Genomic DNA, 24,926 nt, shown 5'->3' with positions numbered 1-24,926 from the left:
GGCAGTGGTGCTCCGGCGCCGCGGGGCGGCGACGACGCACGTCTGTTCTGCGGCACTCCGTATTCCTTTTCCACGCTCGATCGACCCCCGTTCGAGAATCCGCCGCGTCGCCCACCGCCTCCGATACCGGTGGCGTACCGGGGAGTTCCCGGATTCGAGGCTATCCAACCAGTGCGCCCGTACCGCTGAACCGCTGTTGGCGTGGCGTGCCAGACTTGCCGGGTGAGTCCTGATTCCCCACCCCGGCTCGTGGTCACCGGCGCCGGCGGACAGCTCGGCCGCGCGTTGCGCGCCGCGGCGCCCGCGGCCCTCGCCCTGGGGCGTGCCGATCTCGACATCACCGACGCCGAGGCGGTGCGCGCTGTCGTTCGTCCGGGCGACGTGGTGCTCAACTGTGCCGCCTACACCGCCGTCGACGCCGCCGAATCCGATCACGACGCGGCGTACGCGGGCAATGTCACCGGGCCGGCGGTCCTCGCCGCCGCGTGCCGCGTGGCCGATGCGCGCCTGATCCACATCTCCACCGATTACGTCTTCGACGGCACCGCCTCGGCCCCGTACGAGCCGGACGATCCCACCGGCCCGGCAAGTGTGTACGGCCGTACCAAACTGGCCGGTGAGCAGGCCGTGCTTGGTGAGTATCCGCAGGCCACGATCGTGCGCACGGCGTGGGTCTACACCGCCGACCGCGGCGACTTCGTGGCGACGATGCGCCGGCTCGAGGCCGAACGCAAGACGATATCGGTGGTCGACGATCAGATCGGATCGCCCACCTACGCGCCCGATCTGGCGCGGGGTCTGCTGGAACTCGTTGCGCGGCAGCCGGTTCCGGGGGTGCTGCACGCGAGCAACGGGGGTGCGGTCAGTCGCTTCGGGCTGGCACGGGCGGTGTTCGCCGAACTCGGGGCCGATCCCGAGCGGGTGCGGCCCTGCGGTACCGCCGACTTCCCGAGTCCCGCACGGCGCCCGGCGTATTCGGTGCTGTCGAACCGGGCGTGGATCGAGGCCGGCCTCACGCCGCTGCGTGAGTGGCGCGCGGCGCTCGCCGATGCGCTGGCACGCCTGTCGGATCGGGCGGAGCCGTGATTGTCCCTGCTCGCCGCCGCCGGAACCGGCGAGCGTGAGCCGGTGCGTCGGCCGCCAGTCTGATAAGGCCCTGTGGGTGGTTGCGCTCGGGTGCCTACTCCGGCCCCCACCCATTAGGCTGGCCTTCCGTGAGCGCTTCGGATTCAGCCCCTTCCGCGGACCGTACCCCTCGCCTGGCGGTGGTCACCGTAACCTATTCGCCGGGCGAGCATCTCGACCACTTCATCAGCACACTCGCGACCGCCACCGCGGAGAAACCGCAGGTGATCCTCGCCGACAACGGCTCGACCGACGGCGCTCCCGAGCTGGCCGCGGAGTCCAACGAACACGTCACGCTGCTGCGCACCGGCGGCAACATCGGCTACGGCGGCGCGGTGAACCGAGCGGTCGCCGAACTCGATCCGGATATCGAATACGTGGTCATCGCGAATCCCGATGTGCGCTGGGGCACCGATTCCATCGATCAACTGCTGGCCGCCGCGCGGCGCTGGCCACGGGCGGGGGCGCTCGGGCCGCTGATCCACGAGCCGGACGGCAGTATCTATCCCTCCGCGCGGCGGGTGCCCGGCCTGCTCGACGGTGCCGGCCACGCGATCCTCGGCACGGTCTGGCCGGGTAACCCGTGGACGCGCCGCTACCGGCAGGAGAACGAGGAGATCGCCGAGCGCACCGTCGGCTGGCTGTCGGGTTCGTGCCTGCTGGTCCGGCGCGACGCGTTCGACAGCATCGAGGGCTTCGACTCCCGCTACTTCATGTACATGGAGGATGTCGACTTCGGCGACCGGATGGGCAAGGCCGGCTGGCACAACGTCTTCGTGCCGACCGCCGAGGTCACCCACGCCAAGGGGCACGCGGCCGGGCGGCATCCGGAGACGATGTTGCCCGCCCACCACGCCTCCGCCTATCGTTTCCAGGCCGACCGCCATCCGCACTGGTGGCAGGCCCCGCTGCGCTGGGCATTGCGGGCCGGACTTGCGATTCGCTGCAAACTTGCGGTTCGATCTGCGCTGCGCGAGCGCGACCGCGAAGCGCAGCGATAACGCGTGGATCGAACCTGAAAAAGGGGAAGACTGATGCCGGACAATTCGGGAGGGAGCGGCGTGGACACCGCAACTGACGCCGTGATCCTGGTCGGTGGCCAGGGCACCCGGCTGCGCCCGCTGACGCTGTCGGCGCCGAAACCGATGCTGCCGGTCGCCGGTCTGCCGTTCCTGCACCACCTGCTGGCCCGGATCGCCGATGCCGGCATCACGCATGTGGTGCTGGGCACATCGTTCAAGGCGGAGGTCTTCGAGGAACATTTCGGCGACGGCGCCGAACTCGGCCTCGACCTCGAATACGTCACCGAGACCGAACCGCTGGGGACCGGCGGCGGCATTCGCAACGTGCTGCCGAAGCTGCGCGCCGACAACGTGATGGTCTTCAACGGTGACGTCCTCGGCGGCGCCGATCTGGGCGCCGTGCTCGACACGCACGCCTCGACCCGTGCCGATGTGACCCTGCATCTGGTGCGGGTCGGTGATCCGCGCGCCTTCGGCTGCGTGCCCACCGACGAGACCGGCCGGGTCACCGCCTTCCTGGAGAAGACCCAGGATCCGCCGACCGACCAGATCAACGCCGGCTGCTACGTCTTCCGCCGCGAATACATCGAGAAGATCCCGAGTGGCCGCCCGGTCTCGGTCGAGCGCGAGGTGTTCCCGTCGCTGCTGGCCGAGGGCGCCCACATCCAGGGCCATGTCGATGCCTCGTACTGGCGGGATATGGGGACGCCCGAGGATTTCGTGCGCGGATCCGCAGATCTGGTGCGGGGTATCGCGCCCTCTCCGGCGCTGCCGGGGCAGCGCGGGGAATCGCTGGTCCACCCCGGTGCCGGCGTCGCGCCGGGTGCGCTGCTGATCGGCGGCACGGTCGTGGGCCGCGGCGCCGAGGTCGGCGCCGGTGCGCGACTCGACGGTGCGGTGCTGTTCGACGGCGCCCGGGTCGAGGCCGGCGCCACCGTGGAGCGTTCGATCATCGGATTCGGCGCGCGCATCGGTCCGCGAGCGCTGGTCCGTGATGCGGTGATCGGTGACGGCGCGAGCGTCGGCGCCCGCTGTGAGCTGCTGCGCGGCGCCCGAATCTGGCCGGGCGTGGATCTGCCCGACGGCGGGATCCGCTTCTCCACCGACGTCTAGTTCCGGCGATCGTCGGTGGTTGCGGCGCGGCAATCGCTACCTTGTCTAGCGTTGCTAGAATTTCGATATGACGGTTCAGGAACGCAAGGAACGCGAACGTGCCCAGCGCCGGCAGGCGATCATCGACAGTGCGCGTGAACTGGCCGAATCCGACGGCTGGGATGCGGTGACCGTACGCCGGCTCGCCGAGCGCATCGAATACAGCCAGCCCGTGCTCTACAGCCACTTCTCGGGAAAACGGGCAATCGTCTCGGCCGTGGCCGAGGAGGGCATCGGCCGGTTGCGGGATGTGCTCCGCGCTGCCCGCGAGCAGGCCGACGGCCCCGATGCCGCGATGGAGGCCGTCGCCCGCGCCTATCTGAGTTTCGCGGCGGAGAACGCCGCCCTCTACGACGCCATGTTCGTCCTGGACACCGAACTGCCCTTCGGTCCCGACGCACCGCAGACCCTGCGCGACTGCTTCGAGGAACTCGAGCGGCTGTTCCGGCCGCTGGTCCCCGAAGCCGAGACCGGGGAATACACCGAGGTGTTCTGGAGCACGCTGCACGGTATGGCGGCGCTGGACCGAAGTCATCGCCTCCGCCCGGACCTGTGGGAACAGCGCATGCGCGTGCTCATCCACTGGGCCACCCGGAGTTGATGCGCTGAGCCCCTTGGTTTTCGGGCCCTACAGTGGTGATCATGGCGGATGCGGTGGTGGTCGGCTCCGGGCCCAACGGTCTGGCCGCGGCGGTGTTGCTGGCCCGCGCGGGGCTCGCGGTGGAGGTGTTCGAAGCCGCGGATCATGCCGGTGGGGGCTGCCGTACCGCCGAGCTCACCCTGCCCGGATATCACCACGACGTGTGCGCGGGCGCGCATCCGATGGCGCTGGCCTCCCCGTTCTTCCGCGCCTTCGATCTCGGCGCGCACGGCGTCGACCTGCTGACTCCCGAGATCTCCTACGGACATCCGCTCGACGACGGGGTGGCCGCGTCGGCCTGGCGAGATCTGGATCGCACGGTCGAGGCTCTGGGCCGCGACGGTGCGACGTGGCGGCGCCTGTTCGCCCCGCTGGTGCGACAGTGGGAGGCGGTGGTGGAGCTGGGGATGTCGGATTTGCGCCGTATTCCCCGTGATCCGCTGACCGCGGTGCGGTTCGGCCGCCGACTGCTCGAGCAGGCATCGCCGATGTGGGACCTGCGTTTTCGCGAGGAGCGCGCGGCAGCACTGTTCACCGGGGTGAGTGCGCACGCCATCATGCCGCCGCGGCAGTTCTCGGCGGCCGGTGTGGCGCTGCTGCTGGGCACCCTCGGCCATGTGGGCGGCTGGCCGATTCCGCGCGGCGGCTCACAGGTCATCGTCGATGCGCTGATCGCCGATCTGGAGCGGCACGGCGGGCGCGTCCACGCCGGCCACCGCGTCGATTCACTGGACGAATTCGCCGGCGTGCGATCGGTTCTGCTCGATACCGCGCCGACGGAACTGCTCCGGATCGCGCGGGTTCCCACGGCATATCGAAACCGGTTGCAGCGCTATCGATTCGGCGGCGCGGCCTGCAAGGTGGATTTCGCCCTGTCGGGCCCGGTGCCGTGGCAGGCGCCGGAGCTGGCGGCCGCGGGCACCGTGCACGTCGTCGGCACGCGAGCCGAGGCGATGGCCGTCGAACGTCGCGTCGCGTCGGGGCGCCACGCCGAGCGGCCGTACGTCCTGGTGATCCAGCCGGGCGTGGTCGATTCGTCCCGGGCTCCCGGCGACAACCACACGCTCTACGCCTATGCCCATGTACCCCACGGGTCCGGCCGCGACGTGAGTTCCGAAGTCGTCGCGCAACTCGAACGCTTCGCCCCCGGCTTCCGTGATCTGATCCTGGCCACCCACGTGTGCCCGGCAGCACACATGTCCGCGCACAACGCCAACTACGTCGGCGGCGATATCGCGGCAGGCGCGATGACGTCGGCGCAGACGATCTTCCGCCCGACGCCGCGCTGGAACCCTTATGCCACACCGCTTCCCGGGGTATACCTGTGTTCCGCCGCGACCCCGCCCGGTCCCGGTGTGCACGGCATGTGCGGCATGCACGCGGCGACTCGTGCGCTGCGCGAGCAGTTCGGCATCCGGATCGACCCGGCCGTGCTGCTCGGCGCGCCGTCCTGAGCCGGAACCCGCGCATCGCCCCCGGATCTGGCCGGTGGTTCCGGTCGTCGGGCATCCGCCGCCGGGTTTACACCGGCTGGGTGCGGTACAGATCCGGTTCGATGTACATGACTCGCGCGGCGGGAACGGCGGCCCGCACCCGGGCTTCGGCGTCGTCGATCGCGGTGGCGATATCGGCGATCTCGAGTCCGGGCACGATCGACACTTTCGCCGCGACGAGCATCTCCTCGGGGCCGAGGTATTCGGTGCGCAGGTGGATGACCCGGTCGATGCGTTCGCCGTCGACCAGATTGGCGCGGATCGCCGCGTCCTGCGCGGGCGTCGCGCCCTCACCGATCAGCAGGCTCTTCATCTCCACGATCAGCACGACCGCGATGACACCGAGCAGCACGCCGATGCCGAGGGTGCCGATACCGTCCCAGATCGCGTTGTCGGTCACCACGGTCAGGATTACGGCGGCCAGCGCGATCAGCAGGCCGATCAGCGCGCCGGTGTCCTCGAGCAGCACGACCGGAAGTTCCGGGCTCCGCGAATTGCGGATGAACCGCCACCAGCTCGCCCCCTCGCGCAACGGTGCGGATTCCCGCATCGCGGTCGCGAAGCTGTAGCCCTCCAGCGCGGCCGCGAGGGCCAGTATCACGATCGCGACCACGGGCGAGGTCAGTTCCTCCGGATGCTGGATCTTGTGCACACCCTCGTAGATGGCGTACATCGAGCCGAGGGAGAACAGCACCAGCGCCACGACGAAGGAGTAGAAGTAACGGTTGCGCCCGTAGCCGAACGGATGCAGGTCGTCGGCCTCCTGCTCGGCACGCTTCTGCCCGAGCAGCAGCAGTCCCTGGTTACCGGTGTCGGCCACCGAGTGCACGGCCTCGGCCAGCATCGAGCCGGAACCGGTGATCGCGGCGCCGACGAATTTCGCCACCGCGATACCGGCATTCGCGCTCAATGCCGCGAAGATCGCCTTCTTTCCGCCACCAGCAGACATGGTGCAGCCCCGGTCCTTCCGTCCCCGGCGCTCGCCGGCAGATGTCCGATTTGTTCGATCAATCTACTAAAGCGGCCGAACCCGCCGTGCGGTCACTCGCCCACGCAGGCGCAGAACAATTGCGCCGGGCCGCCGAGGGCCCGCGCGCGGATGTCGGTATCGCTGGCGGAGATCCACGCCGCGCTGCCGGCGGCGATCGGCAATTCGCTCCCGGCCTGCGAGAGCAGTACGGTACCGGCGGTCACCAGCATGATGCCCGGCCCGACGCGCGGAATGTCGACCGCCGCGGCGTCCTCGGTCAATTCGAAGCGCCGCAGCGCGAATTCCGGTGCGGGGGTGGCATACCGGAACGAGTTCTCATCGACCGGTTCGGGGTCGATGATCGGCGTGCGCAGCGGTTCGAAATCCAGCACCCGCAGCAGTTCGGGCACGTCGACGTGCTTGGGAGTGAGCCCACCGCGCAGCACATTGTCCGAATTGGCCATGATCTCGACGCCCATGCCGCGCAGGTAGGCGTGCAAACTGCCGGCGGCCAGGAACAGTCCCTGTCCGGGTTCGAGGGTCAACCGGTTCAGCAGCAGCGCCGCCAGTACCCCGGCATCACCGGGATACGCCTCGGCCAGTTCCAGTGTGGTGCGCGCCTCGGCCGCGAATTCCTTGGCCTGTCTCGGGGGTTCGAGTGGGTCGACCTGTTTGAGATAGCGGACACATCCGTCGAGCACCTTCGGCAGCAGGGTGGCCAGCATGGCCTGCGGCAGGGTGATCCAGGTGGTGAACAGGGTGCGCAGACCGCCCGAATCCGGCTGGGCGGCAAGCAGTTCGGTGTACTGCACCAGTTCCGGAACCGCCAGCGAGTTCAGCAGGTCGACGGTGCGCAGCGGGTCGCGGAAGCCGGCCAGCGCCTCGAAACGGCCGAGCGCCACCACCAGTTCGGGTTTGTGGGAGTCGTCGCGGTAGTTGCGCATGGGGGAATCCAGCGGCACGCGCGAGTGATTCTCCCGTTCGAATCCGTAGCGGGCCTGATCGGCGCTGGGATGTGCCTGCAGTGACAGCGGTTCCTCGGCGGCCAGGATCTTCAGCAGGAACGGCAGGCGCCCGCCGAATGCCGGCGCGACTGCACCCAACTCCCGGCTCGGCTCGGCCTCGAGCAGTTCCAGCAGCGAGCGGCTGGCGCCGTCGGCGAGGACCTTCGCCGGGTCGGCGGGGTGGGCGCCGAACCACAATTCGGCCTCGGGATGGGGGGAGGGGACCTCCCGACCGCACAGCTGAGCGAGTGCGGTGCGAGATCCCCAGGCATAGGAGCGCAACGCACCAACGAGTTCGTGCACTAGTAGTGGCCCCCGTCGTAGTGGGCGGGACGGCTCGCGGCTGGGGGGCCGCCGAGCAGACGCAGATAGGCGGCGGCCATTTCCAGCCGCAGCACCAGCACCGCCAGTTGTTCGAGTTCGCTGCCGCGCCCGGCCGCCGGTGCCTGGGGTTCGCCCGCACCGGTATCGCGCGGCACACTCGCCTCGGTGCGCATCAGCTCGACATCGACGTTCACCAGATCGGCGTCGACGATGCCCGCGCCCGCGCCGAAGACGGCCAGCCGGCGCCGGGCCGCGACCTGGTCTCCGTCGGCGCTCACCACGAACACCCGGGCCCGATCGACCGGCGCCGGCCCGTCCAGTTGCTCGTCGTGGAAAAGCGGATCGTAGCCGGGTGCGGTCGTCTCCGCGGATTCGATCAGCCGCGCGTTCGCGGCCACGGCCTCGGTGAGGTCGACGGCGGCCGCGATCTGTCCCGCGGTCTGCAGCAGCACCTCGGCGCCGTGCTCGGCCACCACCGCGGCGGCGGGCGAGTCACCGGTGAGCACCAGCCGCCGTTCCCGCATTCGCGCGGCGAGGGTTTTGGCGGGGTTGTGGAAGACCTCGTGGTGCGGGCCGTCGCGCAGGGCCTCGGCGTCGAGCGCGTCGGCGAGTTCGTCGAGGTTCGGCACGAGCGGTCCGATGTGCGTCGGATCGATGGCCTGCAGCACCGCGATCCCGACGGCGACGAATCGCAGAATCCGGTTGTGGTCCAGCACCCGGACCCGCGGCGGCAGCATGGCCGCGCGGCCGGCGGCCGCGGCCCGCATCGGGCCCTCGTCGGGCGCGGCGACCACGACTTCGGCGCCGCGGCGCAGTGCCCGGTCGACAGCGCCGGTCAGTCGCGGATCGGCCGAGTCGTCACCGGCGACGACCACCACATCCAGCGAACCGACCCACTGCGGAATCGTGGTGGCGCTGATGATGGGCAGCCCCGCGCGGTCGCCGAATGCGGCCTGCAGCAGAGTGGCCGCACGGGCCGCGCGGCCGGTGCCGGAGACCAGCACCAGACTTCGTGGCCGCAGCCCGTCGAGCCGGCTGAGCGCGTTCTCGGCGACGGCGGCCGCGGTGGCACGCACCTGGGCGCCCCCGGAGGCGGCCGAACGCAAAATTCCCCCGGAATCCGCAGCCTCCAACGAGGCGACGTCATCGAGGTCGAGTACGGGTGTCCCTGCGATCATCGGGCGTTGCCACCTCCCCTCAATCGGGTCACCACGCCGGGGGATGTCGTTGTCCCCGGGCGAATCCAAGCCCTGTGATTCCACTATTCCAGTCAGCCGCGCACGATGCTCAGAATCTCGGTTACGAGTGCGTCTACTTCCTCCTGCGAACGGGCCTCGACGTTGAGTCGCAACAACGGCTCGGTGTTGGATGCGCGCAGATTGAACCACGCCTGTCCGGGCAGCCGCACGGTCACGCCGTCGAGCCGATCCACCGATTGCGCGCGCCCTTCGAATGCGGTGACCACCGCCAGCGTTCGCTCCTGCGCATCCGCCACTGTGGAGTTGATCTCCCCGGAGGCCGCGTACGTCGCATACGAGGACGCGAGCTCCGACATCGGCCGGTCCTTCTCACCGAGGGCAGCCAGCACGTGCAGAGCGGCCAGCATACCGGAGTCGGCACCCCAGAAGTCGCGGAAGTAGTAGTGCGCGGAGTGCTCGCCGCCGAAGATCGCGCCGGTCGAGGCCATCTGCTGCTTGATGAAGGAATGGCCGACGCGGGTGCGGACCGGCGTGCCGCCGAGTTCGGTGACCAGTTCGGGCACGGCCTGGGAGGTGATCAGGTTGTGAATGATCGTGGCGCCCGGCTCTTTCGCCAGTTCGCGTTCCGCGACCAGTGCGGTGATCGCGGAGGGGGAGACCGGTTCGCCACGCTCGTCGACGACGAAGCAGCGGTCGGCGTCACCGTCGAACGCCAGGCCGATGTCGGCGCCGGTCTCGCGGACGTATTTCTGCAGGTCCACCAGGTTCTTCGGATCCAGCGGGTTCGCCTCGTGATTGGGGAACGACCCGTCGAGTTCGAAGTAGAGCGGGGCGATGGTCAGTTGCGGCACCGCACCGAGTACGGCGGGGACCGTGTAGCCGCCCATCCCGTTACCGGCGTCCACGGCGACCTTCAACGGCCGGATCGTGCCGAGATCGACCAGGCCGCGCAGGAATTCGGCATAGGCCTCGAGCAGGTTCTGCTCGGTGGCGGTGCCGCGGGTGCCCGGTCCGGCCGGCACGCCCTCGACGAGCTCCTCGGTGATGGTCGCGAGCCCGGTCTCCTGACCCACCGGCAGCGCGTTGGCCCGGCACAGCTTGATGCCGTTGTAGCGGGCGGGGTTGTGGCTGGCGGTGAACATCGCCCCGGGGCATTGCAGATGGCCGGAGGCGAAGTAGAGCTCGTCGGTGGAGGCGAGCCCGATGTGGACCACGTCGAGCCCCTGATCGAGAACGCCGTCGGCGAAGGAGGCGGCCAGTTCCGGGGAGGAGTCGCGCATATCGTGACCGATGACGATGCGCGTGGCGGGGGTGGTGTCGGTGCGCATCAGCCGGGCGAAGGCCGCGCCGACGTCGCGGACGAATTCCGCGTCGATCTGCTCTCCGACAACCCCGCGAACGTCGTATGCCTTGACAACTGCGTGAACGGACTCGGCAGACCGGGCGACTGTCATGACCAACACCCTAATAGGGCCGCAGGCCGGTCCGGGCTTCAGGCCGGTCGCGCGTGTGGCGCGGGTGGCGCGGGCTCAGTTCGGGGGATCGGGCAGCACGCGCAGATGGCCGCGGCGGCCGGTGCGGCCGGGCCGCTGGGGTCGCGCCGGGGGCGGGGAGTAATCGCTGTAGCCGCGCTGTTCGGGTTCCGGCGCGCGCCGGCGCATACCGGCTTCGCGGACGGCCTCGGCCAGTGCGGTCAGGTCGTCGTCGTCCGGTGTGCTGGAGGAGAATCCACCTTCGTGCCGGACCAGTTCCCAGCCCTTGGGGGCGGTGATGCGGGAGCCGTGGGTTTCGCACAGATCCCAGGAGTGCGGTTCGGCGACGGTGGCGAGGGGGCCGACGACTGCGGTGGAGTCCGAGTAGACATACGTGAGCGTCGCGACGGCCGGATTCTTGCAGCCTGGGCGGCAGCAACGACGCATGGGAATCACATCCAGCAGACTAACCCCCCACGCCGTGTGTCGCAGACAGACACGCGGGCCGGTGCCCGCCCACTTCGGGGCGCGCGAGGGCTCCGGCTCCGGGGAGAGCACGTGGCCGCGCCGCCGGCGCGGTGACTACTGTCGCAAGGTATGACCCGATCGAAGAGGCGGCCGGTGACGACCCGTTCGGTGGTTCGCCGCGGGCGCGGTGTGCGCGGACCGATGCTGCCGCCGTCGGCGCCCGCGCGCCGCACTCGCGGCCAGCAGTTCGACCGCCTGGTACTGGAGGCGTTCGCCCCGCTGGACGCCCGCTGGCACGATCGCCTGACCAAACTCGACATCGCGGTCGACGACGTCCCCAAGATCCGTCCGCTGCACCCGGATTCGGTCACCTGGCCCGACGAGGTGGTCGCCGACGGCCCGGTCCCGCTGTCCCGCCTGATCCCGGCGGGCGTCGACCGCCACAACGTAGCCACCCGAGCCCGAGTGGTCCTGTTCCGCAAACCCCTCGAACTCCGCGCCCACGACCCGGAAGACCTCCTGGACCTTTTGCGTGAAGTCCTGGTCCAGCAGATAGCCACCTATCTGGGCGTAGACCCGGAGATCATCGACCCGACAGGGGAGTAGGCCCAGAGAGCGGCCCGTCGACCCGTTCGTCACGGAAACGAGAACCGGACGACGCGATCACTGTCGCCCCCGTTCCCGCCCCGCTCCGCCGAAGCGAAGCGAGGCGAACGGGGAACCCGGACAACATATTTCGCGAGCACCTGGGGAACGTGCCGGGCACGCCCACAACCCGGCCAGGCCCACAACCGCCGGCCCGCAACACGACCCGAGCGGCTCTCACTCGTCCGCAGAGGCCCGGAGAGGCGGCTCGCTCAGCTGATGCCGCGCTTGAGGCGGCGGCGTTCGCGTTCGGACAGACCGCCCCAGATACCGAACCGCTCGTCGTGGGCGAGTGCGTACTCCAGGCACTCGTCGCGGACCTCGCAGCCCAAGCAGATCCGTTTGGCTTCCCTTGTGGAGCCGCCTTTTTCGGGGAAGAAGGCTTCCGGATCGGTTTGGGCGCACAGCGCCCGTTCCTGCCACTGTTCTTCGATGGTGTCGAACATCGCATCGAAGTCGGTGACGATGAGACTCAGCTGCGGTGGTTCGGGTTTGCGCTGAGTGCGCGCCCATTGCCCTCCCTGCGGAGTTCTGCTGAGCGATTCGTCGTTCACCGTGCTGCCCCCCTCTCGTTCGTCGTTCCGGCTGTCAGCGCAGTCGCTTGGTGCTGCGCATGCTGTGGAATCGGTTTGCGATACACCGCCCGGAATGCCCGACGGGGCCAGCTCCTCGGCCATCGCTCCGCCTCCTCACTGTGTGTTAGCGCAGAATGATTTTTCCGTCGGACCGGACGTGCCCACCGACGGTCCCACACCGCGACGTAGTCCCGCGGACATCCCCGAGCTTGTCGTTCCGATGCGAACATGCGTTCGAAACGCGGTCTGCGCCAAAGGCTCTCGCGCGGACCCGGAATGACATGTCTGTGATTAGACACGCCGGACGCGCCGATGGTCAAGCTGCCGACACAATTCCGTTACTATCCGAGGCCGCCTTCGGCGCGGTTTGGTAACCCCGAAGTAGCAAATGACCAGCAAATACGCTCTCGAACACCCGCTTCCGGGCACCGCATAGGCTGTGCGGATGTGACTGGAGAACAAGCGGACATCGCGGCCGAGATCGAGCGGATTGATCGTAAACCGCGCATTGCGGTGTTGGTCGGTGGAGTCGGCGGCGCGCGCTTCTTACAAGGTGTGCGGGAACTGCTGCCGGACGCGGATGTAACGGCGCTGGTGAACGTCGGCGACGACGTCTGGATGCACGGTTTACGCATCTGTCCCGACCTGGACACCTGCATGTACACGCTGGGTGGGGGTATCGACACGGAACGCGGCTGGGGCCGGGTGGGGGAAACCTGGCACGCCAAGGAGGAACTGGCGAAATACCACGCGCAACCGGATTGGTTCGGACTCGGAGATCGCGATATCGCGACGCATCTGGTGCGCAGTGAAATGCTGCGCGCGGGATACCCGCTCTCGGCGGTTACCGAAGCGCTGTGCAATCGCTGGCAGCCCGGTGTGAAACTTCTCCCGGCGAGCGACGATCGGTGTGAAACGCATGTTGTGATCAGTGACCCCGACAACCCTGGCGAACGCCGCGCGATTCATTTCCAGGAGTGGTGGGTACGGTACCGAGCAAACGTCGAGACCCATGGATTCGTCACAATCGGGGCGGATCAAGCCAAACCCGCCCCTGGTGTGACGGAAATCATAGAGGGTGCTGATGTGGTGCTGCTGGCACCCTCGAACCCCGTGGTGAGCATCGGTGCGATCCTCGCCGTGCCGGGTATCCGGGGCGCGCTGCGGACCACCTCCGCCAAAGTCATCGGTTTATCGCCCGTCATCGGGGGAAAACCCTTGCGCGGCATGGCTGATGAATGCCTCGAGGTGATCGGCGTGGAAACTTCGGCCGAGGCCGTCGGACGGCACTTCGGCGCTCGGTCGGATACCGGCATTCTCGACGGCTGGCTGATCCACTCGACCGACGAGGCCGACGTACCGGGTGTGGAGGTGCGCAGCGTGCCCCTGCTGATGACCGACCCCGCCGCCACCGCCGCGATGGTGCGAGAAGCGCTCGACATCGCGGGGGTGCCGGCATGAGCGATCAGGGGCGAAACACCGATCACGCGCCCGGCGGGGAGATCAGGATCATCCCGGTGCCGGGGCTGCCGGAATTCCGGCCGGGCGACGATGTCGCGGAACATATTGCGGCTCAGGCACCTTGGCTCGTCGACGGGGATGTGCTGGTCGTGACGAGCAAGATCGTCGCCAAGGCCGAGGGGCGCATCGTCGACGCGCCGGGGGATCCCGACGAGCGCGACGCGGTGCGGCGGAAACTGGTCGATGCCGAGGCGGTGCGGGTGCTGGCGCGCAAGGGGCGCACCCTCATCACCGAGAATCGGATCGGCATCGTGCAGGCCGCCTCGGGCGTCGACGGCTCGAATGTCGAACAGGGCGAATTGGTCCTGCTGCCAACCGATCCCGACGCCAGCGCGAAGGCGTTGCGGGCGGCGCTGGCACAACGCCTCGGCGTCGACGTCGCGGTGGTGATCACCGACACCATGGGCCGCGCCTGGCGCATCGGCCAGACCGACGCCGCGATCGGCGCCGCCGGCCTGCGCGTCGTACACGACTACGCCGGCGCGGTCGACGGGCAGGGTAACGAGCTGCAGGTCACCCAGGTGGCGGTGGCCGACGAACTCGCTGCCGCAGCAGATCTCGCGAAGGGCAAGCTGGGCGGGGTGCCGGTCGCGGTCGTGCGCGGGCTGACTCCGCACGACGACGGATCCACCGCCAAGGATCTGCTGCGCGGGGGCGAGGAGGATCTGTTCTGGCTCGGGACCGCCGAGGCGATCGAGCGGGGCGGCCGGGAAGCGCTGCTGCTGCGCCGCTCGGTGCGGACCTTCGCCGACGCCCCTGTCGATCCCGAGCTGATCCGCGCCGCGGTCGGCGACGCGCTCACCGCGCCGGCGCCGCATCACACCCGGCCGGTGCGATTCGTCTGGGTGCGGCAGCCGGAGCTGCGCGCGCGTCTGCTGGATTCGATGGCGGAGCAGTGGCGCAACGACCTCGGTGGCGACGGTCTCGATCCCGAGCGGGTGGAGCGTCGAGTCGCCCGCGGCCGGATCCTGTTCGACGCACCCGAGGTGATCATTCCGTTCTGTGTCCCCGACGGCGCACACGACTATCCGGACGAGCGCCGCCGTGCCGCCGAGTCGACCATGTTCACCGTCGCGGTGGGCGCGGCCGTGCAGGGATTGCTGGTCGGTCTGGCCACGCGTGGGGTCGGCAGCTGCTGGATCGGCTCGACCATCTTCGCGCCCGAGGTGACCCGTGAGGTGCTGGGGCTGGCGCCGGACTGGAATCCGTTGGGCGCCATAGCGATCGGCTATCCCGAGGAGGAGCTGTCGCCGCGTCCGCCGCGCGAGGCGGGAACGGGTCTGGTCGAGTTGTGAGTACCGAGTCGCTGCATGCCTCGGCTACCGAGCTGCTCGAGAACTGGCAGCCCGCCACGCATCCGGAGCAATCCGTGCGGGAGGCGATGCTGGCATTCCTGGGGTCGGCGCCACGCGGCTGCCTGCGCGAACACGCACCCGGGCACATCACCGCTTCGGCGGTGGTGTTCTCCCACGACGAGCGCGAGGTGCTGCTGACGCTGCACCCGCGGGTCGGCCGGTGGATCCAGCTGGGCGGTCACTGCGAGCCGGGTGACGAGACCGTCGTCGACGCCGCGTTGCGGGAGGCGACCGAGGAGTCCGGGATCGCCGGGCTGGAGGTCGAACCCGGCCTGTACGGTGCGCAGGCCCATCCGATCACCTGCTCACTGGGGGTGCCCACCCGCCATCTGGATCTGCTGTTCAAGATCCGGGCACCTCGGGGCGCGGTGCCGGTGCGAAGTGCCGAGTCGACGGATCTGCGCTGGTGGCCGGTCGACGCACTGCCCGCTGATTCGGACGTGCTGTTGCGCTGATCCCGCTGTGCCCGGCGGGACGGGTCGCCGATCGCAGCCCGTTCCGCCCGGCCGTTCTGCGGTCACAACGCGTTTACAAAATGGCAAAAATGTCTAGACGCCGGACAGGTGTCGGCATATTGTCCACGGTAATGGTTACCCACATCACAGTAGATGTGGAACCTGTATCGAATGGAGACGACGATGTCGACCGAAGCCGGAACCGCCGACGGCCTGCTCGACTCGGGATGGCGTGACCGCAAGCGCTATATGTGGTTGTGGGGCTTGTTCGCCCCGACCGGGCTGTTCATCATCGGCCTACCGCTGATCTGGGGACTCAACGAACTGGGCTGGCACACCCTCGCGAAGGTGCCGTTCTGGCTCGGCCCGATCCTGATCTATCTGGTCATTCCCGCCGCCGACCTGTTCTTCGGGGCGGACGGGGAGAATCCGCCGGACGAGGTCATGGAGTATCTGGAGAACGACCGGTACTACCGCTACCTCACCTATATCTATCTGCCGTTCCAGTACGCCACGCTGGTCATGGCGTGCTACCTGATCACCGCGGACAACCTGAGCTGGCTGGGTATCGACGGCGGGCTGACCGTCGTGGACAAGATCGGCCTCGCCCTGACGGTCGGAATGGTGGGTGGAATCGGGATCAACACCGCCCACGAACTCGGGCACAAGAAGGTGCATCTGGAGCGCTGGCTGTCGCGGATCGCGCTGGCCCAGACCTTCTACGGCCACTTCTACATCGAGCACAACCGTGGCCATCATGTGCGGGTGGCCACGCCGGAGGACCCCGCGAGTTCCCGTGTGGGCGAGACGTTCTGGGCGTTCTGGCCGCGGACTGTGTGGGGCAGTCTGCGCTCCGCGTGGGGCCTCGAGCGGACCCGGCTGGAACGGCTCGGGAAGCGGCCGTGGAGCCTGCACAACGATGTGCTCAGCGCGTGGGCTATGTCGCTGGTGCTGTACGTGGCGCTGGTGGCCGGCTTCGGCCTCGAGGTCCTGCCGTATCTGGTGCTGCAGGCGGTGGTCGGCTTCAGTCTGCTGGAGGCGGTCAACTATCTGGAGCACTACGGCCTGCTGCGGCAGCGCACGACCCGCGGCCGGTACGAGCGGCCGACACCGCGGCACAGCTGGAACAGCGACCATCTCGTCACCAACATCTTCCTGTACCACCTGCAGCGGCACAGCGATCACCACGCCTACCCGACCCGGCGCTACCAGACCTTGCGCAGTTGGGACGGAGCGCCGAATCTGCCGAGCGGCTACGCCAGCATGATCATGCTCGCCTACTTCCCGCCGCTGTGGCGGCGCGTGATGGACAAACGCGTGCTGGCCCACTACGACGGCGATCTCACGCTGGCGAACGTCCAGCCGAGCAAGCGGGACAAGATCCTCGCGCGTTACCAGGAGACACGGTGAGCGACAATCGCGCAGCGGCTCGCCGTGTCGACCGGGTGGGGGTGTCCCGCATGACACGAGACACGGTGAGCGACAATCGCGCAGCGGCTCGCCGTGTCGACTGGGTGGGGGTGTCCCGCATGACACGAGACACGGTGAGCGACAATCGCGCAGCGGCTCGCCGTGCCGAACGGGTGCGGGTGTCCCGCACGACACAGGAGGCACGGTGATGGGGGCTTTTCGTTGCCCTGTCTGTGATTACGTCTACGACGAGGCGAAAGGCGCTCCGCGGGAAGGGTTTCCGGCGGGCACCCCGTGGGAGTCGGTGCCGGACGACTGGTGCTGCCCGGACTGCGGGGTGCGGGAGAAGATCGATTTCGAGGAGGCGGCAGGGTGAGTCGGCCCTATCGGATTTTTCAGTGCATCCAGTGCGGCTTCGAATACGACGAGGAGCAGGGCTGGCCGGACGAAGGTATTGTGCCGGGGACGCGCTGGGAGGACATTCCGGACGATTGGACATGTCCCGACTGCGGCGCGGCCAAGGCCGACTTCTTCATGGTCGAGATCGAACGTTCGTGAGTCGTTTTGACTGCGGAATCGACCCGTGACACCGTCGCGGGTATGCCGCGTAACGGATCCCGGGTCCCGTATCAGGAGGCGGCGCGCACTCTGCTGCGCACATCGGTCCTCGATGCGATGCGGGAACTGCTGATCGAGCGGGACTGGGCCAAGATCACCCTCGGCGACGTCGCGACCCGCGCGGGGGTGAGCCGCCAGACCCTGTACAACGAATTCGGCTCCCGGACGGGGCTGGCGCAGGCCTATGCGCTGCGGCTGGCCGACCAGCTGGTGGACCATGTCGGAACGGCCATCGAGGACAACGTGGGGGATGCGCGGGCGGCGTTCCGCGAAGGTCTGGCAAATTTCATCCTCGACAGTGCGGCCGATCCGCTGGTGCAGTCGCTGGTGGTCGGCGAGGCCAAGCTGGATCTGCTGCGGTTGATCACTCTCGACGCCGGGCCGCTCATCGAACATGCCGCCCGGCGCTTGGGCGCGGCATTCGAAAACAGCTGGGTGGGGGCGTCGGCGGCGGAGGCGGATGTGCTCGCACACGCCCTGGTGCGCATCGCTATCAGCTACATCCCGACCCCCGCCGCAGTGCACCGCGACGCGCCGGAGGAGCTGAGCAGGTTGCTGTCGCCGTATGTGGAGGCGATTCTCGCCGCGCGGGACCGGACCGGCGGCCCGTAGCCCGAAATCGTCCTGTGGCGGATAACGATTCGGCCGGGCGCCGATCGGGGTGCTGAACGACAGCCGTGCCGGCCTTCTCCGGCCTGTCCGAGTGGTCTGCATAGGTGCTGACCTGGGCGCTCGCCACGAAAACAAGGGTTGCTCATGCGGTGCGGAGCACCCGGTTCCGGCCCGCGCTGTCTGTGACTTCGGGTCCCCCTGTGTAACGGTTACCACTTTGGGGGTTTGAACCGGGCGTAACGGCCTCGGAGCCGCTACATATTTACCTGGCAGGAGTCCAGATTCGTTCTAGTGGGGCAATGAGTGCAAACGGTCGGCAAACGCTCGGGTTCGGCTGATCCCAAGAAGCATCTGTGGATGTTGGGATTGATCGCCCCAGGCTGCGCATTGCTCCCTTCCCAGCTGGTCGCCCGGACCGGCATCGAAGCGTTCTGGTGGATCGGGCCGATCATCGTGCTGATCGTGATACCGGTCCTGGACTGGTTCGTCGGCGAGGACGGCACCAATCCGCGCGACGAGGACTACGAGCGGCTCTCCCACGACCGCTACTACCGGTGGTGCACCTATCTGTTCCTGCCCATCCAGCTGGCCGGATTGGTGATCGCGGCCTATATGTGGTCGGGTGACGAACTCGACGTGGTGGACAAACTGGGGCTGGCGGCGACGCTCGGGTTCGTCAGCGGTATCGGCATCAACGCCGCACACGAGCTGGGGCACCGGGTGGAACGGCTGGAGCGGTGGCTGGCCAAACTCGCACTGGCGCAGTCCGGATACGGGCATTTCTACGTCGAACACAACAAGGGCCACCACGCGCGGGTGGCCACCCCGGACGATCCGGCCAGTGCCCGGCTGGGTGAATCGCTGTGGATGTTCTTGCCGCGCAGCATCTTCGGCGGACTGCGCTCGGCGATTCGGCTGGAACGAGATCGGCTGCACCGCAAGGGCCTCGGCTGGTGGAACGTGCGCAACAACATCCTGCAGGCGTGGTCGCTGACGGTGGTGCTCTACGGCGCGCTGCTGGCGGCGTTCGGTGTCGGCATGCTCCCGTATCTGCTGCTGCAGGCCGTGATCGGATTCGGGCTGCTGGAAACCGTGAACTACGTCGAGCACTACGGGTTGTTGCGCCGCCGCCTGCCCGGTGGCCGCTGGGCGCGCTGCTCGCCGGCCGACAGCTGGAACTCCGATCGGCTGGTCACCAACATCTTCCTGTTCCATCTGCAGCGCCACAGCGACCACCACGCCAATCCGGGCCGCCGTTATCAAACCCTGCGCAGCACCCAGGAGGCTCCGCAACTTCCGGCGGGCTACGCGACGATGATCCTGCTGGCCGCCGTCCCGCCGCTGTGGCGACGGGTGATGGATCCGAAGGTCGCCGCCCACTACGCGGGCGATCTCGGCAGAGCCAACATCGCGCCGCGCAAGCGGGAGCGCACCCTGGCCGTCTACCGGCTCGCCGGATAGCGGTTCAGGCGGGGACCAGGTCGGTCCGTTCGGCGGGAGTCGCGGGTGCTTCGGCAGGTTCGCCGTCGACCATCGTCGTCTCGTCGAAGGGGAGCTCGCGATCGAGCACGGCGCGCACGCGCGCCTCGTCGATGGTCTTGGTCCAGGTGCCCACGAGGACGGTGGCGACGGCGTTGCCGGAGAAGTTGGTGATGGCGCGGGCTTCGGACATGAACCGGTCGATCCCGACGATCAGCCCCACACCGTCGATCAGATCCGGGCGATGGCTCTGCAACCCGCCGGCCAGGGTGGCCAGGCCCGCGCCGGTGACCCCGGCCGCGCCCTTGGAGGCGACGATCATGAACACCAGCAGGCCGATCTGCTGCCCTAGCGACAGCGGCTTACCCATCGCGTCGGCGATGAACAGCGAGGACATCGTCAGGTAGATCGCGGTGCCGTCGAGGTTGAACGAATATCCGGTCGGCACCACGATGCCCACGGTCGAGCGTTCGACCCCGAGGTGTTCCATCTTCGCGATCAGCCGCGGCAGCGCCGACTCCGACGACGAGGTGGAGAAGATCAGGAGATATTCGCGGGCCAGATAGCGCACCAGCTTGACGATCGATACGCCCGAACTCACCCGCAGCAGCGCACCCAGTACGCCGAAGACGAAGACCAGGCAGGTCAGATAGAACGCGAGCATCAGTGCCGCAAGCTGTTTCACCGCATCCAGTCCGGTGGCCGCCACCACGTTCGCGATCGCGCCGAAGGCGCCGATGGGCGCCAGCCACAGGATCATGGTCAGGATCTTGAACACCAGCTTCTGTGCCAGTCCCACCGCGCGCAGGATCGGTTCGCCCTGCTTACCCATCGCCTGAACGGCGAAGCCGACCAGCAGCGCCACGAACAGGGTCTGCAGCACGCTGCCCGCGGTGAGCGACGAGAGCAGCGATGTCGGGATGATGCTCTCCAGGAAATGCCAGGTGCCCCCGCTGCCTTCGGCCTGTTTCACGTAGCCGGCGGCCGCGCCGACGTGTTCGTGGACGTTCAGGCCGCTGCCCGGCTGCAGCAGATTGCCGACCACGAGACCGATCGTCAGAGCCACCGTCGACATGATCAGGAAGTAGCCGATCGACAGGCCGCCGATCTTGCCGACCCGCGCTGCCGCCCGCACCGAGCCGATACCGAGCACGATCGTGCAGAAGATGACGGGGGAGATCATCATCTTGATCAGGTTGACGAACATGGTGCCCAGCTCGCCCACCGACTTCCCGAATCCGGGCGCCAGCCAGCCGACGAATACTCCGGCCACGACCGCCACGATGACGGCGAGGTAGAGCCAATGGGTACGGTCGCGACGGTGCGTCCGTGTCGAGTCGCTCATGAGATGTGCCTCCGGTGCTGCCCGATATGTCCCTCGGGTTCGTACTGTGATGATGGGGGTGACCGTGACCTCGGTCACCATTACGTACGTTTCGTTCACGGGAGGACCGTTGCGGGCGAGAGGCCGGACCGCCGGGGGCGCGCGGGGTATGACCCTGGCCGGCCAGGTCTTCGTGGTGCAGCTGGCGGTCCTGGTGGTGGTGATCGCGGTCGGATCGGCGCTGGCGGTGTGGGAGGTGCGGCGCGAACAGGACGATGCGACGGCTCGGCGGGTGACCGGCATCGCGGTGGCCCTCGCGCAGGCACCCGCCACGGCCGCCGCGGTGCGCACGCCCGATCCCACGGCCGTGCTCCAACCGGTGACCGAACGGATCCGGCAGCGGACCGGGGTGGATTTCATCGTGGTGATGGCCCCCGACCGCACCCGCTACACCCATACCGATGTCAGCCGGATCGGGCAGCCGTTCAGTGGAAACATCGATCGGGCGCTGTCCGGTGAGACGTTCACCGAGACCTATACCGGATCGCTGGGCCCGTCGATCCGGGCGGTCACACCCGTCGTCGACGACACCGGCCGGGTCGTCGCGCTGGTCTCGGCGGGCGTGACCAGGGCCCGCATCGGCGATCAGGTGAGCGCGCAGCTGCCGCTGATCCTCGGGGCGGCCGGCGCCGGTCTGCTGCTGGCCGTTCTGGGCGCGCTCCTGCTGCGACGCCGGCTGCTGCGCCAGACGCAGGGACTGGGTCCGGCCGACCTACGGACGCTCTACGAACATCACGATGCCGTGCTGCACTCCGTGCACGAGGGGCTGATCGTGTTCGACCGCGACGACGAGACGGCGGCGGTGGTCAACGACCAGGCCAGACGCCTGCTCGAACTGCCGGACGGCCCGGTGCGACGCGCCGATCTGCCGGTGTCGCTGCGGCGCCTCGACGCGACCGTGATCCGCGACGAGATGCACGTGACGGCAGCTCGTGTGCTGGTGGTCAATCAGGACGTCGTCTCCTGGGCGGGTCGGCGCCTCGGCACCGTCCTCACCATCCGTGACCACACCGAATTACGCGACATCATGGGTGAATTGGACTCCGCGCGCGGTCTGGCCGAATCGCTGCGGGCGCAGGCGCACGAGGCGGCCAATCGGTTGCATGCGGTGATCACGATGGTCGAGCTGGGCAACGTCGCCGGCGCCGTCGATTTCGCGACGGCCGAGCTGCGGCTGTCCCAGGCGCTGATCGACCGCCTGACCGATGCGGTCCACGAGCCGGTCCTGGTGGCATTGCTGCTGGGCAAGGTCGACCGGGCCATCGAGCGCGGAGTGGAGCTGACCGTCGCCGATGACACCGCGCTGGAATCCGTCGCCCCGTTGACCCCGCAGGAAATGGTCACCCTGGTGGGGAATCTCGTCGACAACGCGGTGGACGCGGTGGCGCAGGATCCCGACGCGTGGGTCGAGGTGACGGTCCGCTCGGAGGCATCGGCGCTGGTGGTCCGGGTCGCCGACAGCGGCCCGGGAATGTCGGAGGAGACCTTCGCCCGGGCGATGGAGCGGGGGTATACGACCAAGGCCGAACATCACGGACTCGGCCTGGCGCTGGTCTGGCGGCTGGTGAACAGGTACGGTGGCACGCTGCGGGCCGAGCGGAGCCCGGAATCGGCTGTCGTGGTGAGGATTCCGGTGCGATGACGAGCCGGCCGATCCGGGTGCTGATCGTGGAGGACGAACCGCGCATCGCCGAGGCGCATCACTCGTATGTCGCGCGGGTGGCGGGATTCGAGCCCGTGGGTGTGGCCGCCACCGGCCGCGACGCCATCCGGACGGCCACGCAGGCCGCCGCCGCCGGAACTCCCATCGATCTGGTGCTGATGGATCTGGGACTGCCGGATATCGGCGGGCTCGAGGTGACCGCCGCCCTGGCCCGGTTGACCCCGCGGCCCGATGTCATCGCCATCACCTCGGCGCGCGACCTCGAAATGGTGCGAGCCGCGGTCGCCCACGGAATAGCGCTGTATCTGCTGAAACCCTTCACATTCGCGGCCTTCCGGGACAAACTCGAGCGCTACCTGGAGTTCCGGGCCGCGCTGCCGCCCGGCGATGCGACGCTGACCCAATACGACATCGATCGGGCATTGAGCGCGCTGCGCACCACCGATCCGAAGGCGGCCGCGCCGAAAGGTATTGCGCCGCAGACACTCCAGGAGATCTCCCGGGCGGTGCGCGAGGCGCCCGACGGGCTGTCGGCGACCGAAACCGGCCGCGCCGTGGGGGTTTCGCGGGTCACGGCATGGCGCTATCTGGAACAGCTGGCCACCGACGGCGTGGTGGAGCGCCGATCGGACTACGGCCGCGCCGGGCGTCCCCAGGTCCGATACGTCTGGCGCCGGTGATGTGCCGGGCGGGCACCGACGCGGCCGGGACCGGAATTCTCTCCGGCTCGGCAGCCGCACCCCGTCGGCGTACACCGAACGCGCGCGAGCGACTAGCCTGAGTTGTCGAACCGACATCCACCGAGAGGCTGATCCAGGCGCATGACGACCTCAGAACTTTCCGCTCAGACGAAGCTGACTCCCGATGTCCGCAACGGCATCGACTACAAGGTGGCGGATCTGTCGCTGGCCGAGTTCGGCCGCAAGGAGATTCGACTGGCCGAACACGAGATGCCCGGTCTGATGGCGCTGCGCCGCGAGTACGCGGAGGTGCAGCCGCTGAAGGGGGCGCGCATCTCCGGTTCGCTGCACATGACGGTCCAGACCGCGGTGCTGATCGAGACCCTGGTCGAACTGGGTGCGCAGGTGCGCTGGGCCTCGTGCAACATCTTCTCCACCCAGGATCACGCCGCCGCCGCGGTCGTGGTGGGCCCGCACGGCACCGTCGACGAGCCCAAGGGCACCCCGGTCTTCGCCTGGAAGGGGGAGACCCTGGAGGAGTACTGGTGGGCGGCCGAGCAGATGCTCACCTGGCCGGGCGAGCCCGCCAACATGATCCTCGACGACGGTGGTGACGCCACCATGCTGGTGCTGCGCGGCGCCCAGTTCGAGAAGGCCGGGGTGGTCCCGCCCGAGGACGAGTCCCATTCCACCGAATACAAGGTGTTCCTCAACCTGCTGCGCGCGAGCCTGGCCGCCGACGCGGGCAAGTGGACCGCGATCGCCGAATCGGTGCAGGGTGTCACCGAGGAGACCACCACCGGCGTGCTGCGGCTGTACCAGTTCGCCGCCGCCGGTGAGCTGACCTTCCCGGCGATCAACGTCAACGACTCGGTCACCAAGTCCAAGTTCGACAACAAGTACGGCACCCGCCATTCCCTCATCGACGGCATCAACCGCGGCACCGATGTGCTGATCGGCGGTAAGAAGGTGCTGATCTGCGGTTACGGCGATGTGGGCAAGGGCTGCGCGGAGTCGATGGCCGGCCAGGGCGCGCGCGTGCAGGTCACCGAGATCGACCCGATCAACGCGCTGCAGGCGCTGATGGACGGCTTCGACGTCGTCACGGTCGAGCAGGCGATCGCCGATGCCGACATCGTGATCACCTCGACCGGTAACAAGGACATCATCGGCCTGGACCACATGAAGGCGATGAAGGATCAGGCGATCCTGGGCAATATCGGTCACTTCGACAACGAAATCGACATGGCGGCGCTGGAGAACTCCGGGGCCACCAAGCTGAACATCAAACCTCAGGTCGACCTGTGGACCTTCGGTGATACCGGCAAGTCGATCATCGTGCTGTCCGAGGGCCGGCTGCTGAACCTGGGCAACGCCACCGGCCACCCCTCGTTCGTGATGAGCAACAGCTTCTCCAACCAGGTCATCGCCCAGATCGAGCTGTGGACCAAGCCGGAGCAGTACGACAACGAGGTCTATCGCCTGCCGAAGGTGCTCGACGAGAAGGTCGCCCGCATCCACGTCGAGGCACTGGGCGGCACCCTCACCAAGCTGACCAAGGACCAGGCCGAGTACATCGGCGTGGACGTCGAGGGCCCGTTCAAGCCGGAGCACTACCGGTACTGAGTTCGGAATCGGTTGTCCCGCCGGTGCTTTCGAG

General features: G+C 68.3%; 24 protein-coding genes. 17 read left to right on the top strand and 7 right to left on the bottom strand.

Annotated elements, in window-relative coordinates:
- Window positions 1-222: 222 nt before the first annotated feature.
- From rfbD to NA3_RS23955, 5 genes are all read left to right on the top strand, one after another.
- The gene (gene rfbD, locus NA3_RS23975) at window positions 223-1,086 is read left to right on the top strand and encodes a dTDP-4-dehydrorhamnose reductase (RefSeq protein WP_062965903.1); all 864 of its coding nucleotides are present in this window, start codon (window positions 223-225) and stop codon (window positions 1,084-1,086) included.
- A gap of 128 nt (window positions 1,087-1,214) precedes the next feature.
- Window positions 1,215-2,126, top strand: a complete 912-nt coding sequence (locus NA3_RS23970; protein ID WP_062965902.1) for a glycosyltransferase family 2 protein — start codon at window positions 1,215-1,217, stop codon at window positions 2,124-2,126.
- A 33-nt stretch (window positions 2,127-2,159) separates the two neighbouring features.
- On the top strand, window positions 2,160-3,260 hold the full coding sequence (gene manB, locus NA3_RS23965; protein ID WP_030514996.1) for a mannose-1-phosphate guanylyltransferase: 1,101 nt from the start codon (window positions 2,160-2,162) through the stop codon (window positions 3,258-3,260).
- Window positions 3,261-3,327: 67 nt separating this feature from the next.
- A complete protein-coding gene (locus NA3_RS23960) occupies window positions 3,328-3,900 on the top strand; it encodes a TetR/AcrR family transcriptional regulator (protein WP_062965901.1) in 573 nt (190 codons plus the stop codon).
- A gap of 41 nt (window positions 3,901-3,941) precedes the next feature.
- On the top strand, window positions 3,942-5,393 hold the full coding sequence (locus NA3_RS23955) for a phytoene desaturase family protein (protein ID WP_062966037.1): 1,452 nt from the start codon (window positions 3,942-3,944) through the stop codon (window positions 5,391-5,393).
- A gap of 67 nt (window positions 5,394-5,460) precedes the next feature.
- Here the strand turns inward: NA3_RS23955 and NA3_RS23950 are convergent, their stop codons facing one another.
- The 5 genes from NA3_RS23950 to NA3_RS23930 form a co-directional block, all read right to left on the bottom strand.
- Complete coding sequence (locus tag NA3_RS23950; RefSeq protein WP_062965900.1) at window positions 5,461-6,381, bottom strand: cation diffusion facilitator family transporter; 921 nt, start codon at window positions 6,379-6,381, stop codon at window positions 5,461-5,463.
- Window positions 6,382-6,473: 92 nt separating this feature from the next.
- Complete coding sequence (gene manA, locus NA3_RS23945) at window positions 6,474-7,709, bottom strand: mannose-6-phosphate isomerase, class I (protein ID WP_062965899.1); 1,236 nt, start codon at window positions 7,707-7,709, stop codon at window positions 6,474-6,476.
- A complete protein-coding gene (locus NA3_RS23940; RefSeq protein ID WP_062965898.1) occupies window positions 7,709-8,908 on the bottom strand; it encodes an amino acid adenylation domain-containing protein in 1,200 nt (399 codons plus the stop codon). The genes manA and NA3_RS23940 overlap by 1 nt, the downstream gene beginning before the upstream one ends.
- Before the next feature lie 92 nt (window positions 8,909-9,000).
- Window positions 9,001-10,383 (bottom strand): phosphomannomutase/phosphoglucomutase, encoded by a 1,383-nt coding sequence (locus NA3_RS23935; protein ID WP_062965897.1) that lies wholly within the window; start codon window positions 10,381-10,383, stop codon window positions 9,001-9,003.
- Window positions 10,384-10,458: 75 nt separating this feature from the next.
- Window positions 10,459-10,848 carry a DUF3499 domain-containing protein gene (locus tag NA3_RS23930; protein WP_030515004.1) on the bottom strand — a complete coding sequence of 130 codons (390 nt, stop codon included), beginning with the start codon at window positions 10,846-10,848 and terminating at the stop codon, window positions 10,459-10,461.
- A gap of 150 nt (window positions 10,849-10,998) precedes the next feature.
- On the opposite strand from NA3_RS23930, the gene NA3_RS23925 reads away from it, so the two are divergent.
- Window positions 10,999-11,475: a metallopeptidase family protein gene (locus NA3_RS23925; RefSeq protein ID WP_167331878.1), complete on the top strand. Its 477-nt coding sequence runs from the start codon at window positions 10,999-11,001 to the stop codon at window positions 11,473-11,475.
- Window positions 11,476-11,726: 251 nt separating this feature from the next.
- Here the strand turns inward: NA3_RS23925 and NA3_RS23920 are convergent, their stop codons facing one another.
- On the bottom strand, window positions 11,727-11,960 hold the full coding sequence (locus NA3_RS23920; RefSeq protein WP_036504657.1) for a WhiB family transcriptional regulator: 234 nt from the start codon (window positions 11,958-11,960) through the stop codon (window positions 11,727-11,729).
- 576 nt (window positions 11,961-12,536) lie between these two features.
- Here NA3_RS23920 and cofD point away from each other — a divergent pair.
- From cofD to NA3_RS23885, 8 genes are all read left to right on the top strand, one after another.
- Window positions 12,537-13,550 carry a 2-phospho-L-lactate transferase gene (gene cofD, locus NA3_RS23915; protein WP_227995540.1) on the top strand — a complete coding sequence of 338 codons (1,014 nt, stop codon included), beginning with the start codon at window positions 12,537-12,539 and terminating at the stop codon, window positions 13,548-13,550.
- Complete coding sequence (locus NA3_RS23910; protein ID WP_062965896.1) at window positions 13,547-14,905, top strand: coenzyme F420-0:L-glutamate ligase; 1,359 nt, start codon at window positions 13,547-13,549, stop codon at window positions 14,903-14,905. Before cofD ends, NA3_RS23910 begins: the two co-directional genes overlap by 4 nt.
- Window positions 14,902-15,420 (top strand): NUDIX hydrolase, encoded by a 519-nt coding sequence (locus tag NA3_RS23905; RefSeq protein WP_062965895.1) that lies wholly within the window; start codon window positions 14,902-14,904, stop codon window positions 15,418-15,420. The genes NA3_RS23910 and NA3_RS23905 overlap by 4 nt, the downstream gene beginning before the upstream one ends.
- Window positions 15,421-15,603: 183 nt before the next feature.
- On the top strand, window positions 15,604-16,830 hold the full coding sequence (locus NA3_RS23900) for an alkane 1-monooxygenase (RefSeq protein ID WP_062965894.1): 1,227 nt from the start codon (window positions 15,604-15,606) through the stop codon (window positions 16,828-16,830).
- A gap of 208 nt (window positions 16,831-17,038) precedes the next feature.
- Window positions 17,039-17,206 (top strand): rubredoxin, encoded by a 168-nt coding sequence (locus tag NA3_RS36240; protein WP_084491818.1) that lies wholly within the window; start codon window positions 17,039-17,041, stop codon window positions 17,204-17,206.
- Window positions 17,203-17,388, top strand: coding sequence for a rubredoxin (locus NA3_RS23895; protein WP_062965893.1), 186 nt, complete (start codon window positions 17,203-17,205; stop codon window positions 17,386-17,388). Before NA3_RS36240 ends, NA3_RS23895 begins: the two co-directional genes overlap by 4 nt.
- Before the next feature lie 42 nt (window positions 17,389-17,430).
- Window positions 17,431-18,060, top strand: a complete 630-nt coding sequence (locus NA3_RS23890; protein ID WP_062966035.1) for a TetR/AcrR family transcriptional regulator — start codon at window positions 17,431-17,433, stop codon at window positions 18,058-18,060.
- 357 nt (window positions 18,061-18,417) lie between these two features.
- Complete coding sequence (locus tag NA3_RS23885; protein ID WP_062966034.1) at window positions 18,418-19,521, top strand: alkane 1-monooxygenase; 1,104 nt, start codon at window positions 18,418-18,420, stop codon at window positions 19,519-19,521.
- 4 nt (window positions 19,522-19,525) lie between these two features.
- Here the strand turns inward: NA3_RS23885 and NA3_RS23880 are convergent, their stop codons facing one another.
- Entirely contained in the window at window positions 19,526-20,884 is a 1,359-nt protein-coding gene (locus NA3_RS23880; RefSeq protein WP_062965892.1) for a cation:dicarboxylate symporter family transporter, read from the bottom strand.
- Window positions 20,885-21,032: 148 nt separating this feature from the next.
- On the opposite strand from NA3_RS23880, the gene NA3_RS23875 reads away from it, so the two are divergent.
- The 3 genes from NA3_RS23875 (at window position 21,033) to ahcY (ending at window position 24,892) form a co-directional block, all read left to right on the top strand.
- On the top strand, window positions 21,033-22,565 hold the full coding sequence (locus NA3_RS23875) for a sensor histidine kinase (protein ID WP_062965891.1): 1,533 nt from the start codon (window positions 21,033-21,035) through the stop codon (window positions 22,563-22,565).
- Window positions 22,562-23,266: a response regulator gene (locus NA3_RS23870; RefSeq protein ID WP_062965890.1), complete on the top strand. Its 705-nt coding sequence runs from the start codon at window positions 22,562-22,564 to the stop codon at window positions 23,264-23,266. The genes NA3_RS23875 and NA3_RS23870 overlap by 4 nt, the downstream gene beginning before the upstream one ends.
- A 141-nt stretch (window positions 23,267-23,407) precedes the next feature.
- Entirely contained in the window at window positions 23,408-24,892 is a 1,485-nt protein-coding gene (ahcY, locus tag NA3_RS23865) for an adenosylhomocysteinase (protein WP_062965889.1), read from the top strand.
- Window positions 24,893-24,926: the final 34 nt, after the last annotated feature.

Origin of the sequence: Nocardia africana NBRC 100379, from assembly GCF_001612635.1 — a bacterium.
Taxonomy (GTDB): Bacteria; Actinomycetota; Actinomycetes; order Mycobacteriales; family Mycobacteriaceae; genus Nocardia; species Nocardia africana.
This window is presented reverse-complemented; position numbering and strand designations above follow the sequence as displayed.

Coding starts and splice junctions, on each gene's coding strand:
- manB (WP_030514996.1), top strand. CDS start 2,160: ATGCCGGACAATTCGGGAGGGAGCGGCGTGGACACCGCAACTGACGCC.
- NA3_RS23960 (WP_062965901.1), top strand. CDS start 3,328: ATGACGGTTCAGGAACGCAAGGAACGCGAACGTGCCCAGCGCCGGCAG.
- NA3_RS23955 (WP_062966037.1), top strand. CDS start 3,942: ATGGCGGATGCGGTGGTGGTCGGCTCCGGGCCCAACGGTCTGGCCGCG.
- NA3_RS23950 (WP_062965900.1), bottom strand. CDS start 6,381: ATGTCTGCTGGTGGCGGAAAGAAGGCGATCTTCGCGGCATTGAGCGCG.
- NA3_RS23940 (WP_062965898.1), bottom strand. CDS start 8,908: ATGATCGCAGGGACACCCGTACTCGACCTCGATGACGTCGCCTCGTTG.
- NA3_RS23935 (WP_062965897.1), bottom strand. CDS start 10,383: ATGACAGTCGCCCGGTCTGCCGAGTCCGTTCACGCAGTTGTCAAGGCA.
- NA3_RS23930 (WP_030515004.1), bottom strand. CDS start 10,848: ATGCGTCGTTGCTGCCGCCCAGGCTGCAAGAATCCGGCCGTCGCGACG.
- NA3_RS23925 (WP_167331878.1), top strand. CDS start 10,999: ATGACCCGATCGAAGAGGCGGCCGGTGACGACCCGTTCGGTGGTTCGC.
- NA3_RS23920 (WP_036504657.1), bottom strand. CDS start 11,960: ATGTTCGACACCATCGAAGAACAGTGGCAGGAACGGGCGCTGTGCGCC.
- NA3_RS23910 (WP_062965896.1), top strand. CDS start 13,547: ATGAGCGATCAGGGGCGAAACACCGATCACGCGCCCGGCGGGGAGATC.
- NA3_RS23900 (WP_062965894.1), top strand. CDS start 15,604: ATGTCGACCGAAGCCGGAACCGCCGACGGCCTGCTCGACTCGGGATGG.
- NA3_RS36240 (WP_084491818.1), top strand. CDS start 17,039: ATGGGGGCTTTTCGTTGCCCTGTCTGTGATTACGTCTACGACGAGGCG.
- NA3_RS23890 (WP_062966035.1), top strand. CDS start 17,431: ATGCCGCGTAACGGATCCCGGGTCCCGTATCAGGAGGCGGCGCGCACT.
- NA3_RS23885 (WP_062966034.1), top strand. CDS start 18,418: ATGTTGGGATTGATCGCCCCAGGCTGCGCATTGCTCCCTTCCCAGCTG.
- NA3_RS23880 (WP_062965892.1), bottom strand. CDS start 20,884: ATGAGCGACTCGACACGGACGCACCGTCGCGACCGTACCCATTGGCTC.
- NA3_RS23875 (WP_062965891.1), top strand. CDS start 21,033: ATGACCCTGGCCGGCCAGGTCTTCGTGGTGCAGCTGGCGGTCCTGGTG.
- NA3_RS23870 (WP_062965890.1), top strand. CDS start 22,562: ATGACGAGCCGGCCGATCCGGGTGCTGATCGTGGAGGACGAACCGCGC.
- ahcY (WP_062965889.1), top strand. CDS start 23,408: ATGACGACCTCAGAACTTTCCGCTCAGACGAAGCTGACTCCCGATGTC.